A 14,309-nucleotide genomic window follows, 5' to 3' on the forward strand; every position below is an offset into this window, starting at 1 on the left:
TCAGGCCGCGATCGCCTGGGGCAGGATCGGCGAGTCGGCCTCGAAGCGCTTCCCCGCGCGCAGGCAGAAGGCCGGGCGCAGCAGACGGTCGGCGATCACCCGCGTGTCCTCGTTGTCGCGCAGCAGGAAGCGGCCGCGATCGTCGTGCAGCACCGAGACGTCGGCCGCGTAGCCGACCTTGAGGGCGCCGATCCGGTCGCCCATGCGCAGCATCTCGGCCGGGTGCGACGTCACCATCGGCACCACCTCCTCCAGCGGGATGCCGAGCGCCATCATCGAGCTCATCGCCTGGGTCAGGCTGAACCGGGCCTGGCCGAGGAAGGGATGGTTCTCGTCGTCGTGGTGCTCGTCCGGGGTGCCGGCGGGCTTCGTCACCTCGGGCACCTCGGTGTTGTAGCCGTGCATGTCGGCGCCGAGCGTGTAGGGGATCACGCCGGCCGGCAGGGACGCGCGGGCCACGCGGTAGGAGAAGTGGCTGCCGTGGCCGACATCGACCTTCAGCCCGGCCTCCATGGCCCGGCGGATGATGTGGTGGACCTCGCCCTGCTCGTTGATGAAGCCGCCCGGGTGGCGGGTGAAGGGATGGGCCAGCACGTCGCCGGGCCGCAGCAGCGGGATCACCCGCTCGACGATGGTGTCGGCATCCTCGCCGTTGGCGCCCGATTCCGGCAGGCCCCAGAGCTGGCCGAAATGCACGTAGAGCGGCAGGTCGGCGCGCCGGCTGATCTCGGCCGCCATCTCCATCACCTTGATGCCCCAGCGGGCGAAGCCGCCGATCTCGGCATGGCCTTTGATGCCGCGCACGAGGTCGCGGTTCTCGGTGGCCGACTTCACGGTCGCGTCGATGTCGACGCCGTCCGGGCTGTAGAGGTTCGGGTAGAAATGCCCTTCCAGGCCGCCGACGAGGTAGGCCGACAGGAAGGCGAGGACCTGCGTCTCCGAGCGCTCGGCGATGAAGTGGCGGAAGCCCGGCAGGGTCATGCAGGACGGCCCGCCCTGGTCCACCACCGTGGTCACGCCCGAGCGCACGCCGACCATGTCGGGGTTCAGGCCGAACCGGCCGGTGACGTACTGGTAGACGTGGGCGTGGGTGTCGATCATGCCGGGCAGGACGAGCTTGCCCGAGACGTCGACCACCTCGGCGGCGGCCGAGGGCAAAATCGTCTCCGCCACGGCGGCGATGCGCCCGTCCCGCACCGCCACGTCGCGGATGCCGTCGATGCCTGAGGCAGGGCAGATGACCCGCCCGCCCCGCAGAACCAGATCATAGCGGCGATTGTCCATGTCGACCTCGTGGTCCCGGCCGGCGCACGCCGGCCTCGCCCTTGCCAAAAGCGAAGCATGCTTCGTATTCCGGCGTTGCACACCGCGTGCCAAGGCTGGAACCGTTCTGTGGAGGCGGACGATGGATGAGGTCCCGGACGCCGGGTTCGCTGCGGGGTCGGCAGAGGCGGGGGTCGCCGCGGGGGCGGCGAGCGCGGCAACGGACGCGAAGGCGCGGCACTGGCCACTAGCCGAGCGCCCGGGCTTCCTCGCCCGCCGCATGCACCAGATCCACGTCAGCCTCTTCGCCGAACGCTGTGCCGCGTTTCGCGTCACCCCGCTCCAGTACAGCCTGCTCTCGCTGCTGCGCGATCTGGGGGAGGCCGATCAGACGACGCTCGCGAGCTCGGTCGCCCTTGACCGGACGACGACGACCGGCGCCCTGAAGCGCCTCGCGGCCCGCGGTCTGGTGAGCCGCACGACCTCGCCCCTCGACCGCCGCGCGCAGGTCTGCCGGCTGACGGACGAAGGCGCCGCGCTCCACGGCGCGATGGAGCCGGCGGCGCGGGCCGCGCACGCCCTCACCGTCGAGGCCCTCACGCCGGCGGAGCAGGACACCCTGACCCGGCTCCTGCGCCGCGTCATCGCGGGGCACGAGCATCGGCGCGGCCAGCCCGACATCCTGTAGGGCGTCGCCGACGCGGCCCGCAGCAGGCCCCACTGCTCAAAGAAAATACAGATCGTTCTGCCTTGGAGTGCCGCGAAAAGCTCTTTCTTCCAACATCTTCGCGAAAATTGGACGCGCATTCCATTTACAGAACGCGGAGACGTTGCGCATAAATACGGCATGGAATGCCCACAGCGCGCGCTGAGCTGATCACGCGTCGCATCTGAGCTTCCCACCGCGCGACGAATGCCGGCACCCGACCATCGTTCCGCCTGCCGATGCGCGCCGCGCGCAGGCGGGCCGGCGCGGGGTTGGCACATGTCCTGCGTGTGGTGGGCAGCTCACAGCATGCTGTGGGAGCCTCAATGCCCGAACAGCGAGGTGCGATGACGACCCGCGATGACAGGTCCCGGCCCGCTCGCCCGACCACGACGGTGCTCGCCGTCCCCGACGCCACGCGCAAGGGCAACCAGGCCTACGACCTGATGCGCCGCGAGATCGTCGCCTGCCGCCTCCTGCCCGGCACGCGCTTCACCGAGGCCGAGGTGATGGAGCGGTTCGAGATCGGCAAGGCGAGCTGCCGGATCGCGCTCCAGCGCCTGGCCCAGGAAGGCTTCGTCAGCTCGATGCCGCGGCACGGCTACCGGGTCAGCCCGGTGACCGTGAAGGATGTCGACGAGGTCTTCGCCCTCCGGATGGAGCTTGAGCCCCTCGCGGCGCGGGGCGCCGCCGGCCGCGTGAACCGGGCGCATCTGGAGCGCCTGGAGCAGGCCTGCCGCCGCAAGATCACGGTGGAGATGGGCAACCAGATCGACTTTTTCCTGGAGGCCAACCGGGGCTTCCACCTCGCGATCGCCGCGGCTTCGGGGAACGGGCGCCTGTACCGGACGCTGTCGGGCCTCCTCGACGAGATGACCCGCCTCGTCGCCCTCGGCTTCGGCGTGCAGGGGGTGCGGCCGAACATCGAGAACGACCACACCGCGATGATCGAGCACCTCGTGGCGGGCGACGCCGACAGCGCCGCCCTGGTGGCCCGCCGCCACGTCGAGACGTTCCGCGACATGACCCTGGAGAAGGTCATCGCCAGCCTGCGCGACACCGCGGTGGTGGCGCCGGTGCGGCCGGCCCGGGTCGACGGGGGCGAGCCGTGAACGCCGTCGAGCTCGACCACGTCAGCAAGTGGTTCGACCGGCGCGAGGGCGGGCCGCTCCACGTCCTCGACACCGTCGACATCGCGATCCCGCAGCACGCGATCGTCGCGATCCTGGGCGCGTCGGGCTGCGGAAAGAGCACCCTCCTCAACATGATCGCCGGGCTGGTCGAGCCCGATCAGGGCGCCGTCCTCCTGAACGGCATCCCGTCGCACGCCTTCCGCGACTGGCGGGCCATGACCTACATGTTCCAGGAGGACCGGCTGCTGCCCTGGCGCACGGCCGCCCAGAACGTCGCCTTCGGCCTCGAGGCCGGACGCATGGGCCGGGCGGAGCGGGCGCGGCGGGTCGACGAGACCCTGCGGCTCGTCGGGCTGGAGGCCTTCCGCGACGCCTACCCGCACGAATTGTCGGGGGGCATGCGCAGCCGGGTGGCGCTCGCGCGCAGCCTCGTGACCGAGCCCAAGATCCTGCTCCTCGACGAGCCGTTCTCGAAGCTCGATCCCGAGATCCGCGCGCAGATGCACGCGGAGCTGCTGCGCATCGCCGGTCTGCGGGCGATGACCCTGGTCTTCGTCACGCACGACGTCGAGGAGGCGGTGGTGCTGGCGAGCCGGGTGGTCGTCCTGCACCCGCGGCCGGGCCGGATCGGCACCGTCCGGGCCATCGATCTGCCGTACCCCCGCGACCCGCTCTCGACGGAGGTCGCCGAGGAGGTCCGGCGCCTGCGCATCAGCCTCTCCGCCGCGAGCGCGCGATGCTCGTGAAGACCCCGCCGCGCCTGATCCGGCGGACGCGGACGTCCGGCGCCGGACGCCGGGCGGGCGTGCTGCTCCAGCGGCTCGCCCTGCTCGCCCTGGCGCTGGCCGCGTGGCAGCTCGGATCGCTGCACGCGCCGAGCTTCGTCCTGCCGAGCCCCGCGCGGGTCTGGCACACGTGGCTCGGCCTCGTCGCCACGCCGAGCTTCGCCGCCGATCTCGGCATCACGCTGGGCCGGATCGGCGCCGGCCTCGCCTTCGCGGCCCTCGTGGGGCTGCCGCTCGGCCTGCTGCTCGGCGCGAGCCCGCGCCTCGGGCGCTTCTTCGAGCCGGTGCTGACGGTGACCAACACCGTCTCCTCCGCGATCTGGGCGATCTTCGCGCTGATCTGGTTCGGCCTCTCGAACTGGACCACGATCTTCGTGGTGTTCATGACCGCGATGCCGCTGATCCTGACCAACGTCTGGCAGGGCACGCGCACGGTCAGCGCCGAGCATCTCGAGCTCGCCCGCACCTTCCGGATGCCGCGCCGCAAGGTGCTGACCAAGATCTACCTGCCGACGATCCTGCCCGCCTTCTTCGCGGGCGCGCGCCTCGCCATCGGCTTCGGGGCGCGGGTCGTCCTCGTGGCGGAATCGCTCGGGGCGAGCAGCGGCATCGGCTACCGCCTGCGGCAGGCGGCCGACCTCGTCCAGACCGACCAGGTCTTCGCCTGGACCCTCACCCTCGTCGCCCTGATGATCGGGCTCGAGACGCTCGTCCTGAAGCCGGCCGAGCAGCGCCTGTTCGCCTGGAAGAAGGTGGCGCAGCCGTGACGGCCGGCACCGCCCGGCGACACGCCCGTCGCACGACCCCTCATCGCCCGTCCCGGAGAACGCCTTGAAACGGATCCGCGTCCTCGCCGCCGCCGCGCTCTGCGCACTCGGCCTGCCCGGCCTCGCGCGCGCCGAGACGGTGCGCATCGGATACTGGAGCTCGGGCATCAGCCTCGGCTTCGGCGCCGTGCTGGAAGCCGGCAAGTTCATGGAGAAGGAGGGCCTGACGGCCGAGTACGTCAAGTTCCCGGACGTGAACGCGCCGACCAAGGCGATGGCCGCCGGGGCGATTGATTTCGCGATCGCGGCGAGCGCCGGGACGGCGCTGAGCGTCACCGCCGACGGGCTGCCGATGAGCATCGTCCTGGCGACCCAGGTGGCCGATCTCGACTTCGTCGTCCCGGAGGACTCGCCGATCAAGACTATGGACGACCTCAAAGGCAGGAAGATCGGCACCTCGCCGGCCGGCAGCGGCACCGCCGCCATCGCGGCGGCGATCCTGGAGACCAATCACGGCCTCAAGCCCGCCGACTACCAGGCCGTCCCCGGCAACGATTCCCGGCTGGCGCAATTCCTCGTCCAGAAGGACATCGACGCCGCGGCCCTGCGCACCGTGACCCTCGCGCTCCTGCCGGACGTGAAGCTGCGCCGACTCGGCACCTTCCGGGAGGAGTGGAGGCGCCTCACCCAGCAGGACGCGCCGCCGGTCCTCGGCGTCGGCCTGATGCGCAACGCCTGGATGACGCAGAATCCGGACGCGCCCGCCAAGGTCGTGGCCGCGATGCGCAAGGCCTACGCCTTCGGCCAGGCCGACAAGCCCGGCGTGGCCAAGATCCTGAAGGCGGCCGCGAACCTGAGCGACGCCGACGCCGCGGCCTACGCGGGCCTCTGGGACGGCATCTACTCGGTCAGCCTGGAGCCCGCCGACATCGCCTCGCTGAAGCGGGAATTCGACGTGTTCAAGGCGGTCGGCGCCGTCCAGGGCAGCCTGCCGGACACGGCCCTGGTCCCCGGCCCCTACGAGCGGTCGAAGTCGATCCCATAGCCTTTCCGACCTGCAGAAGAGGGTTTCCACGATGGCTCAGACGATGAAGGCGCTCGTGCTGGAGGCGCACGGCGACATCGACACGCTGAAGGTGGTCGACGACTATCCGAGGCCGTCCCCCGGCCCGGGCGAGGTCCTGATCCGCGTCGGCGCGTCCTCGTTCAACTACCACGACGTGTTCACCGTGAAGGGCATGCCCGGCATCAAGGTGCCGATGCCGGTGGTGATCGGCCTCGACATGGCCGGGCAGATCGTCGAGCTCGGCGAAGGCGTCGCGGAGTGGCGCGTCGGCGACCGGGTGCTGGTCAACCCGCTCAACAAGGCCAAGGGCCTGATGGGCGAGATGCTCGACGGCGGCATGGCCGAGTATTGCCGGGTCTCGACGGGCCAGCTCATCGCGATGCCGCCGGACGTGAGCTACGCGGACGCGGCGTCCCTGCCGGTGGCCTACGGCACGGCCCACCGCATGCTGATCACCCACAACACCGTGAAGGCCGGCGACAAGGTCCTGATCCTGGGCGCCAGCGGCGGCGTCGGCACCGGCTGCGTGATGCTGGCCAAGCAGCTCGGCGCCGAGGTGATCGCCTGCGCGGGCAGCGCGGAGAAGATGGCGGCGCTGACGGCCCTCGGGGCCGACCACGTCGTCAACTACCGCGAGACCGACTTCTCCAAGTGGGCGATCCAGCAGTACGGCAAGCCGCAGCGCCGGACCTACGAGGGCGGGGTCGACGTGGTGATCAACTTCACCGGCGGCGACACCTGGGTGCCCTCGCTCAAGTGCCTGAAGCGCGGCGGCACGCTGCTGGTCTGCGGCGCCACCGCGGGGCACGATCCCAAGGAGGATCTCCGCTACATCTGGAGCTTCGAGCTCAAGGTGATCGGCTCGAACAGCTTCTACGACGACAACCTGTCGGCCCTGATGGACATGATCCAGGCCGGCACGCTGAAGCCGACCATCGACAAGCTCCTGCCCCTCGAGGAGGCCGCCGAGGGCCTGCGGATGATCCGCGACCGCGAGGTCATGGGCAAGATCGTCGTCACCCCCTGACACCGCCCGAGGAGATCCCCCAAGCCATGTCCGACACCCCCCTCACCAAGGAGCAGGTCGAGGCGCTGCTGCTGCGCGGCCCGTTCCACCAGTGGCTCGGCCTCTCCGTCGTCGCCGTCGGCGATGGGACGATCGAGCTGAAGGCGACGTGGCGGCCGGAATGGGTCGTCAACGCCGAGCGCGGCTACGTGCACGGCGGCATCCTGGCGACGCTCGTGGATCTCACCGCCGACTGGGCGCTGGTCTCCAAGACCGGCCGCGGCGTCCCCACCGTTGACCTGCGGGTCGATTATCACCGGGCCGCGATGCAGGGCGATCTCACCTGCCGCGGCACGGTGGTGAAGTTCGGCAACCAGCTCTCGGTGGCCGAGGCGCAGATCCTCGACCCGGAGGGGCGCCTGCTCGCGAGCGGCCGCGGCGTCTACATGACGGCGCCGCCGAAATGACCGGACCGGCCCCCGGCGCCCCGGCGGATGGGGCCCTCGACCACGTGGTGATCAACGTGCTGCGGCGGATGGACGAGGCGGCGGAGCTGTTCGCCGCCCTCGGCTTCCGCCTGACACCGCGCGGCCACCACTCGCTGGGCTCCATCAACCACCTGATGATGACGGCCGGACCCTACCTCGAACTCGTCGGCCTGCCCGAGACGGGTCCGCAGCGGCAGGACGTTCTGGACAGCCCGTTCGGCCTGAACGGGCTCGTCGTGGCGAGCCGGGACGCCGACGCGACGCATGCCCGCCTCGCCGCGGCGGGGCTCGCGGCCGGGCCGACCGTCGCCTTCACGCGCCCCGTGACCGTCGACGGCCGCGAGGACACGGCCCGGTTCCGCACGGTGCGGGTGCCGGTCGACCGGTTCCCGGCGGGGCGCCTCTACCATTGTGAGCACCTGACCCCGGATCTCGTCTGGCGCCCCGAATGGCTCGACCATCCGAACGGCTTCACGGGGATCGACGCGCTGAAGATCGAGAGCCCGGCACCGGATGCCGACGCCCGTCTCTACGCCGCCGCGAGCGGTGCGCCGGCCGAGGCCGTGGGTGACGGCTGGACCCTCCGGCTCGGGGAGACGCGGGTCGCGATCGCGCCGGGGCCGGCCGGCCGCTTCGCCACCCTGACCCTGCGCTTCCGCAGCCTCGACGCCCTCGAAGCCCGCGCGGGCGCGCTCCCGGAGGCGGGCTGGGTTCGGCACGGGCCGGGCGCGGCCACGCTGACGCTGCCGACCTTCGACCTCAACCTCCCGTGCAGGGCGGCCCCATGACGCGCGCGGCCACGGCTCCGACCAATCTCGGCGATCTCGTCGACCGGTCCGGGCCGCCGGACAGGCCGCTGATCATCGGCGTCGCCCCCGATGGCGAGCCCGCCGTGATGACCCGCGCCGGCCTCGACGCCCGGGCCGACGCCTTCGCGCGCGGCCTGCTGCGCGGCGGGATCGCCCGCGGCGCGCGGGTCGCGATCCTCGCGGCCAACCGGCCCGACACGATCGCGGCGCTGCTCGGGGCGATGCGCGCCGGCGTGGTCCCGGTCCCGGTCAATCACAAGTTCCCGCCGGCCACGATCGCCGCCGTGCTCGCCGATTGCGGGGCGCGGCTCGTGCTCTGCGACGGCCCGCGCCGGGCGCTGCTGGCCGATCTCGGCCCCGATATCCGGATCGCCGGGTTCGACGATGACGGGCCGGAGGGCTTCGCGGCCTGGCTCGACCCCGGTCCGTTCGTGCCGGTCGTGCCCGAGCCCGACGAGGCGGCCCTGTTCCTCTACACGTCCGGCTCGACGGGCCGGCCGAAGGGCGTGCGGCTGAGCCATGCCAGCCACCTCTGGGTGGCGCGGACCCGCGCCGCGGAGACGGACCTGCGCGACGACCGGCTGCTCGTGGCGGCGCCGCTCTACCACATGAACGCGCTCGCCCTGGCGCTCCTCGTCTGCGCGGCCGGCGCCACGATGGTGCTGCTGCCGCAATTCGAGGCGCGGGCCTACATCGCGGCGATCGACCGGTACCGCTGCACGTGGCTCACCGCCGTGCCGCCGATGATCGCCATGATGCTGCGGGAGCCGGATCTCCTCGCGGAAGCCGACCTCACCGGCGTGCGGACGGTCCGGATGGGCTCGGCGCCGGTCAACGACACCCTCGCCCGGCAGATCCGCGCCCTCCTGCCGAACGCCCGCATCCTCAACGCCTACGGGACCACCGAGGGCGGCCCGGTCGTGTTCGGCGACCATCCGGACGGCCTGCCGACGCCGGTCGCGTCGGTCGGCGTGCCGCATCCCCAGGTGGCCTTGCGCCTCGTCGGACCGGACGCCCCGGAGACCGGGATCCTGCAGATGCGCAGCCCCGCGATCATGCTCGGCTACCACAACCGGCCAGACGTGCCCGTCCCGATCACCGCGGACGGGTTCTACGACACCGGCGACGTCTTCCGCCGCGACGCGGACGGGTTCTTCTACTTCCTCGGGCGGACCGACGACATGTTCGTCTCCGGCGGCGAGAACATCTTTCCGGGCGAGGTCGAGCTGGTGCTGGAGCGCCACCCCGCGGTGCTCCAGGCCTGCGTGGTGCCGGTGGACGACGCCATCAAGGGCACCAAGCCGGTCGCCTTCGTGGTCCGCCGGCCCGGCGCCACCGTCGACGAGGCCGCTCTCAAGGATTACGCGCTCGAACACGCGCCGGCCTACCAGCACCCGCGTCGGGTCTGGTTCGTCGAGGCGCTGCCGCTCGCCTCGACCGGCAAGATCGACCGCGCGGCCCTGCGCCGGCGGGCCGAAGAGGCCGTCCGCACCCCGTGACCGGCCGGGGCGGAACGGCCCTTGCAGGTTGTGCTCCCGCGGACTGCGCCCGCAGAAATTGGCCTCGCACGGAAGGCCGACCGGCGCTCCCGTCCCCGTCCGCCTGACCCGGAACGCCAGGAGTGACCCCATGCTGCGACGAACCTTCCTGGGCGGTGCCGCCGCCGCGGCCGCCGTGCCCTTCCTGCCGGCCCGCCCGGCCCTGGCCCAGGGCGGCCGGGCGAGCGTCCTGCGCTTCGTGCCGCAATCCGACCTGACCATCGTCGACCCGGTGACGACCACGGCCTACGTCACGCGCAACCACGCGCTCATGGTGTTCGACCAGCTCTACGGCCTCGACGCGCAGTTCACGCCGCAGCCGCAGATGGTCGAGGGGCACGCGGTCGAGGAGGACGGGCGGCGCTGGACCTTCCGGCTGCGCGAGGGGCTGCGATTCCACGACGGCGAGCCGGTGCGGGGCCGCGACTGCGTCGCGTCGATCCGGCGGTGGGCGCAACGCGACAGCCTCGGGCAGGCCCTGATGGCGCGCACGGACGCCCTGGAGGCGTCGGACGACCGCACCTTCGTCATCCGCCTGAAGCGGCCCTACGGGCTGATGCTCGAGACGCTGGCGAAGCTCGGTCCGCCGGTCCTCGTCATCATGCCCGAGCGCCTCGCCGCCACCGACCCGGCCCAGCAGATCCCCGAGCTGATCGGCTCCGGGCCGTTCCGGTTCAACACCAAGGAGCGGCTCGTCGGCGCCCGCGTGGTCTACGACCGCAACCCGGACTACCGGCCCCGGGAGAACGGCCCGGTCTCCTGGGTGGCGGGGCCGAAGCGTGTCCATTTCGAGCGGGTCGAGTGGCAGGTCATGCCGGATCCCGGCACCGCGGCCGCCGCCCTTCAGAACGGCGAGGTCGACTGGTGGGAGAACCCGATCAGCGATCTCGTGCCGACGCTTCAGGCGCACCCGCAGATCGCCACGCAGCTCGCCTCGCCGCTCGGCAATCTCGGCACCGGCGTGATGAATCATCTCCATCCGCCCTTCGACAAGCCCGCGGTCCGGCGCGTGGTCCTCGAGGCCCTGTCCCAGGCGGACTTCATGGCGGCGGCCGCCGGCGACGATCCCAAGCTGTGGCGCAAGGATGTCGGCCTGTTCACACCGGGGACCGCGATGGCCACCGATGCCGGGCTCGACGTGCTCACCCGGCCGCGCGATCTCGCCAAGGCCAAGCGCGACCTCGTGGCGGCCGGCTACCAGGGCGAGCGCGTCGTGCTCATGTCGACGAGCGAGAACCCCGTGCTCGGCGCCCTCGGCGAGATCATGCACGACCTGCTCCAGCGCCTCGGGATGAACGTGCAGTACGTCGTGTCCGACTGGGGCACGCTGGTCACCCGCCGCGCCAGCAAGGCGCCCCCCGACCAGGGCGGCTGGAACATCTTCACCACGACCTGGACCGGCCTCGACATGGCGAACCCGGTCGTGGAGCAGGTCCTGCGCTGCGGCGGCCCGAAGGGCTTCTTCGGCTGGCCGGACCTGCCCGAACTGGAGAGCCTGCGCGAGGCCTGGATCGAGGCGCCGGACCAGGCCGCGCGCCAGGCGATCGCGGCCCGGATGCAGACCCTGGCGATGCGCGACGTGCCGTACCTGCCGACCGGCCAGTACTTCTACCGGACGGCCTTCCGGCGCGACCTCCGGGACGTGGTCGACGGCCAGTTCGTCTTCTGGAACGCCCGCCGCGCCTGACGGGCGGCGTGTCCTGGCCGCCCGTCGCCGCTCCGGCGGCGGGCCGCTTCGCGGATACGCGCCTCAGTGCGCGAAGACGCCGGCCAGATCCCGGAAACCCTTGACCTCGATCGGATTGCCGCTCGGGTCGAAGAAGAACATCGTGCGCTGCTCGCCGGGCTCGCCGGCGAAGCGGACGACGGGCGGGATGTCGAAGGCGATGCCGGCCGCCTCGACACGGCCGGCGAGCGCCTCCCAGGCGTCGAGCGGCAGCACCACGCCCAGATGCGGCATCATCACCGTGTGGTCGCCGACCTTCCCGCTCCGGGTGGTGGCGAAGGGCTCGCCCAGGTGCAGCGACAGCTGATGGCCGAAGAAGTCGAAATCGACCCAGGTCTCGGTGCTGCGGCCCTCCTGGCAGCCCAGGACGCCCCCGTAGAAGCGGCGCGCCGCGTCGAGGTCGGTGACGTGGTAGGCGAGGTGGAACGGCGTGAGCATCGACGGTCTCTTGCTTGCTGAGCTCGGTTGAGAGGGGGTTGCGGCGCCGTCAGGGCGCCGGATCGAGGGCACGCGCCGAGACGACGCCGCCGACGAGGTTGCAGGACAGCAGGAACGCGCTGTCGAGATCGCCGCCGCCGGCCGGCACCAGCGCCGTCAGCCGCGCGGCCAGAGCGCTTCGCGCGGCGCGGGCGATGGCCTGGGCCTCCGCGACGGCGACGGCCGCGAACCGGATCGTCTCCCCCGGCCGCACCTGCGCGAGGCGGCCGAGATCCGCCGAGATCACGGTGGCGATCTTCGGGTAGCCGCCGGTGGTGTGGCGGTCGGCCAGCAGGATCAGCGGGCGCCCGTGGCCGGGCACTTGGATCGAGCCGTTCACGATCCCGTCCGAGACGATGTTGAAGCCGTCCGCGTGGGCGATCGGCGGCCCGTCGAGGTGGCAGCCCATCCGGTCCGCCCGCGCCGTGAGGGTGTAGGCTTCGGAGAGGAAGGTCCGCAGGCCGTCCGCGGTGAAGCCGTCGGCCTGCGGCCCGAGCACCACCCGGATCGGCCCGCCGAAGGTCGGCCGGTGGGCCGGCGGCAGGGTCAGCGGGCGGTCGCGAGGCGCGGGCGCCGCGAGGGGCAGCAGGTCGCCCGCGGCCAGGGGTTGGCCGTCGAGGCCGCCGAGGCGGGTGCGGGTGTGCGTCGCTACGCTGCCGAGCATCGGCGCGACGGCGAAGCCCCCGGCGACCGCGAGGCAGGCGCGCAGGCCCTGCCGCGGTCCGCCCAGGACGAGCCGGTCGCCCCGCCGCAGGTCGTGGGCGGTGAACGGGTCGAGGGCGCGGCCGTTCAGGCTCATCGCGAAGGGCGCGCCGGCGAGGGCGACGCGGCAGATATCCGTCTCGCAGGCGAGGGTCGGACCGACCATCGCCATCTCGATCACCGCGGCGTCGAGCGGGTTGCCGACGAGGCCGTTGGCCAGGGCCAGCAGGTCGGGATCCATCGCGCCGGACCCCGAGATGCCGTAGCGCAGGTAGCCCGGCCGCCCGGCATCCTGCAGGGTTGAGGCCACGCCGGGGGCGATGACGCGCAGGCCCTCAGGCATCGATCCGCTCCAGGGTCGCGACGGTCTCGCCGGCGCGGGCGGCCTCGCTGAGGGCGTCGAACGCGGCGCGGTCGATCGGCTCGAACCGGATCAGGTCGCCGGCCGCGAACAGGAACGGCTCGGCCCGGCCCGGATCGTAGGAGCGCGCGGGCGTGCGGCCGATGAGCTGCCAGCCGCTCGGCAGCTCCAGGGGCGGCGAGACGCCGGTCTGGTTCCCGCCGATCGAGACGCTGCCGGCGGGCGTCTTGGGCCGCGGATCGGTGCGCCGGCTCGCGTGGAGCCGGGGATCGAGGCCGCCCAGATAGGCGAAGCCGGGGGCGAACCCGATCATGTAGACGCGGTAGTCGCGGCCGGAATGAAGGGCGATCACCGCCTCCGGGCTGAGCCCGGCCCCGGCGGCGAGGTCGTCGAGGTCGGCGCCGTGCGCGCCGCCGTAATGGACCGGCACCCGCCAGCGGCGCAGCGAGCCCGTCGCCCCGTCCGGCGGCGGCCAGTGCGCGGCGATCAGCGCGGCGAGGTCGGCCCGGGGCAGCAGGTCCGGATCGTATAGGACGAGGAGCGAGCGGTAGGTCGGCACGGTCTCCAAGAGGCCCGGGCGCCCGGCGCCGCGGAGCGCCGCGTCGAGGGCGATGACCCGCGCGTTGATCGCGGGATCGACCGCGCGGCCGAGCTCCACCGTGAGCGCCCGGTCGCCGCTATCGAGGAGGCGGTAGCCGGGCTCAGACACCGAGCACCTCGGCCATCGGGCGCAGGGCGATGCCCTTGGCGGCGCACTCTGCCCGCAGGCGGCGCGCCATGGCGACCGCGCCGGGCGTGTCGCCGTGGACGCAGACCGTGTCGATCCGCGTCGGGATGCGCCGCCCGGACAGGCAGGTGATCGCCCCGTCCTCCAGCATCCGCGCCACGCGCTCCGAGACGGCGTCGGGATCGTGCAGCACGGCGCCGGGAAGCTTGCGCGAGACCAGGGTGCCGTCATCCGCGTAGGCGCGGTCGGCGTAGATCTCGCGCGCGATCGGCAGCCCGAGCTTCTCGCCGGCCCGCTCGGTCTCCAGGCCGGGCATCACCACGAAGATCAGGTCGCGGTCGAGGGTGCGGATCGCCCGGGCCACCGCCAGAGCGAGGTCGGCATCCTCGTTGGCCATGTTGCCCATGGCCCCGTGGGTCTTCACGTGGCGCACCGGGCAGCCGGCATCCTGCGCCAGCGCCAGCAGCGCGCCGACCTGGTAAAGCACCGCCTTCTCGATGTCGGCGGGGCGCTCGCCGTGGATCGGCCGCCGGCCGAAGCCCCAGAGGTCGAGGAAGCTCGGATGGGCGCCGGCCTGCACGCCTTCCGCGGCGGCGCGGCTCAGGGTCTCGTGCATCACCAGCGGGTCGCCGGCGTGGAAGCCGCAGGCGATGTTGGCCGAGGTCGCCACGGTCAGCATCTCGGCGTCGTCGCCCAGACGGTAGACGCCGAAGCCCTCGCCCATGTCGCAGTTCAGATCGACGATCATCGGTGCA

General features: G+C 72.4%; 15 protein-coding genes. 10 read left to right on the plus strand and 5 right to left on the minus strand.

What is annotated here, in order from left to right:
- Positions 1 to 1,284 (minus strand): amidohydrolase/deacetylase family metallohydrolase, encoded by a 1,284-nt coding sequence (locus H288_RS0120630; protein ID WP_020094473.1) that lies wholly within the window; start codon positions 1,282 to 1,284, stop codon positions 1 to 3.
- A gap of 121 nt (positions 1,285 to 1,405) precedes the next feature.
- Between H288_RS0120630 and H288_RS0120635 the strand changes: the two genes are divergently transcribed.
- The 10 genes from H288_RS0120635 to H288_RS0120680 all read left to right on the plus strand — a co-directional run bounded on the left by H288_RS0120635 (position 1,406) and on the right by H288_RS0120680 (position 11,248).
- Positions 1,406 to 1,951 carry a MarR family transcriptional regulator gene (locus H288_RS0120635; protein ID WP_026605140.1) on the plus strand — a complete coding sequence of 182 codons (546 nt, stop codon included), beginning with the start codon at positions 1,406 to 1,408 and terminating at the stop codon, positions 1,949 to 1,951.
- 365 nt (positions 1,952 to 2,316) lie between these two features.
- The gene (locus tag H288_RS0120640; protein WP_042670257.1) at positions 2,317 to 3,081 is read left to right on the plus strand and encodes a GntR family transcriptional regulator; all 765 of its coding nucleotides are present in this window, start codon (positions 2,317 to 2,319) and stop codon (positions 3,079 to 3,081) included.
- The gene (locus tag H288_RS0120645; protein WP_020094476.1) at positions 3,078 to 3,848 is read left to right on the plus strand and encodes an ABC transporter ATP-binding protein; all 771 of its coding nucleotides are present in this window, start codon (positions 3,078 to 3,080) and stop codon (positions 3,846 to 3,848) included. The genes H288_RS0120640 and H288_RS0120645 overlap by 4 nt, the downstream gene beginning before the upstream one ends.
- Positions 3,839 to 4,654 carry an ABC transporter permease gene (locus H288_RS0120650; RefSeq protein WP_020094477.1) on the plus strand — a complete coding sequence of 272 codons (816 nt, stop codon included), beginning with the start codon at positions 3,839 to 3,841 and terminating at the stop codon, positions 4,652 to 4,654. Before H288_RS0120645 ends, H288_RS0120650 begins: the two co-directional genes overlap by 10 nt.
- Positions 4,655 to 4,718: 64 nt before the next feature.
- Positions 4,719 to 5,699: an ABC transporter substrate-binding protein gene (locus H288_RS0120655; protein ID WP_020094478.1), complete on the plus strand. Its 981-nt coding sequence runs from the start codon at positions 4,719 to 4,721 to the stop codon at positions 5,697 to 5,699.
- Positions 5,700 to 5,730: 31 nt separating this feature from the next.
- Positions 5,731 to 6,747 carry a zinc-binding dehydrogenase gene (locus H288_RS0120660; RefSeq protein WP_026605141.1) on the plus strand — a complete coding sequence of 339 codons (1,017 nt, stop codon included), beginning with the start codon at positions 5,731 to 5,733 and terminating at the stop codon, positions 6,745 to 6,747.
- Between the two features lie 26 nt (positions 6,748 to 6,773).
- Entirely contained in the window at positions 6,774 to 7,193 is a 420-nt protein-coding gene (locus H288_RS0120665; protein ID WP_020094480.1) for a PaaI family thioesterase, read from the plus strand.
- Positions 7,190 to 8,002: a VOC family protein gene (locus tag H288_RS0120670; RefSeq protein WP_020094481.1), complete on the plus strand. Its 813-nt coding sequence runs from the start codon at positions 7,190 to 7,192 to the stop codon at positions 8,000 to 8,002. The genes H288_RS0120665 and H288_RS0120670 overlap by 4 nt, the downstream gene beginning before the upstream one ends.
- The gene (locus H288_RS0120675; RefSeq protein ID WP_026605142.1) at positions 7,999 to 9,522 is read left to right on the plus strand and encodes a class I adenylate-forming enzyme family protein; all 1,524 of its coding nucleotides are present in this window, start codon (positions 7,999 to 8,001) and stop codon (positions 9,520 to 9,522) included. Before H288_RS0120670 ends, H288_RS0120675 begins: the two co-directional genes overlap by 4 nt.
- Positions 9,523 to 9,652: 130 nt before the next feature.
- Positions 9,653 to 11,248: an ABC transporter substrate-binding protein gene (locus H288_RS0120680; RefSeq protein ID WP_020094483.1), complete on the plus strand. Its 1,596-nt coding sequence runs from the start codon at positions 9,653 to 9,655 to the stop codon at positions 11,246 to 11,248.
- 63 nt (positions 11,249 to 11,311) lie between these two features.
- Here the strand turns inward: H288_RS0120680 and H288_RS0120685 are convergent, their stop codons facing one another.
- Genes H288_RS0120685 through H288_RS0120700 form a run of 4 tightly spaced genes read right to left on the minus strand, consistent with a single transcriptional unit; the run spans position 11,312 to position 14,302 of the window.
- Positions 11,312 to 11,725, minus strand: coding sequence for a VOC family protein (locus H288_RS0120685; protein WP_020094484.1), 414 nt, complete (start codon positions 11,723 to 11,725; stop codon positions 11,312 to 11,314).
- Between the two features lie 49 nt (positions 11,726 to 11,774).
- A complete protein-coding gene (locus H288_RS0120690; protein WP_020094485.1) occupies positions 11,775 to 12,809 on the minus strand; it encodes a biotin-dependent carboxyltransferase family protein in 1,035 nt (344 codons plus the stop codon).
- Positions 12,802 to 13,536, minus strand: coding sequence for a 5-oxoprolinase subunit PxpB (gene pxpB, locus H288_RS0120695; protein WP_020094486.1), 735 nt, complete (start codon positions 13,534 to 13,536; stop codon positions 12,802 to 12,804). The genes H288_RS0120690 and pxpB overlap by 8 nt, the downstream gene beginning before the upstream one ends.
- Positions 13,529 to 14,302 carry a 5-oxoprolinase subunit PxpA gene (locus H288_RS0120700; RefSeq protein WP_020094487.1) on the minus strand — a complete coding sequence of 258 codons (774 nt, stop codon included), beginning with the start codon at positions 14,300 to 14,302 and terminating at the stop codon, positions 13,529 to 13,531. Before H288_RS0120700 ends, pxpB begins: the two co-directional genes overlap by 8 nt.
- Positions 14,303 to 14,309 lie beyond the last annotated feature (7 nt).

The sequence above is a fragment of the Methylobacterium sp. 285MFTsu5.1 genome (genome assembly GCF_000383455.1).
Taxonomy (GTDB): domain Bacteria; phylum Pseudomonadota; class Alphaproteobacteria; order Rhizobiales; family Beijerinckiaceae; genus Methylobacterium.

Bases quoted from the DNA above. Each gene is read 5' to 3' on its own strand.
- H288_RS0120700 (WP_020094487.1), bottom strand. From the start codon at position 14,302: ATGATCGTCGATCTGAACTGCGACATGGGCGAGGGCTTCGGCGTCTAC.
- H288_RS0120685 (WP_020094484.1), bottom strand. From the start codon at position 11,725: ATGCTCACGCCGTTCCACCTCGCCTACCACGTCACCGACCTCGACGCG.
- H288_RS0120665 (WP_020094480.1), top strand. From the start codon at position 6,774: ATGTCCGACACCCCCCTCACCAAGGAGCAGGTCGAGGCGCTGCTGCTG.
- H288_RS0120670 (WP_020094481.1), top strand. From the start codon at position 7,190: ATGACCGGACCGGCCCCCGGCGCCCCGGCGGATGGGGCCCTCGACCAC.
- H288_RS0120680 (WP_020094483.1), top strand. From the start codon at position 9,653: ATGCTGCGACGAACCTTCCTGGGCGGTGCCGCCGCCGCGGCCGCCGTG.
- H288_RS0120630 (WP_020094473.1), bottom strand. From the start codon at position 1,284: ATGGACAATCGCCGCTATGATCTGGTTCTGCGGGGCGGGCGGGTCATC.
- H288_RS0120690 (WP_020094485.1), bottom strand. From the start codon at position 12,809: ATGCCTGAGGGCCTGCGCGTCATCGCCCCCGGCGTGGCCTCAACCCTG.
- H288_RS0120650 (WP_020094477.1), top strand. From the start codon at position 3,839: ATGCTCGTGAAGACCCCGCCGCGCCTGATCCGGCGGACGCGGACGTCC.
- H288_RS0120640 (WP_042670257.1), top strand. From the start codon at position 2,317: ATGACGACCCGCGATGACAGGTCCCGGCCCGCTCGCCCGACCACGACG.
- H288_RS0120675 (WP_026605142.1), top strand. From the start codon at position 7,999: ATGACGCGCGCGGCCACGGCTCCGACCAATCTCGGCGATCTCGTCGAC.
- H288_RS0120635 (WP_026605140.1), top strand. From the start codon at position 1,406: ATGGATGAGGTCCCGGACGCCGGGTTCGCTGCGGGGTCGGCAGAGGCG.
- H288_RS0120660 (WP_026605141.1), top strand. From the start codon at position 5,731: ATGGCTCAGACGATGAAGGCGCTCGTGCTGGAGGCGCACGGCGACATC.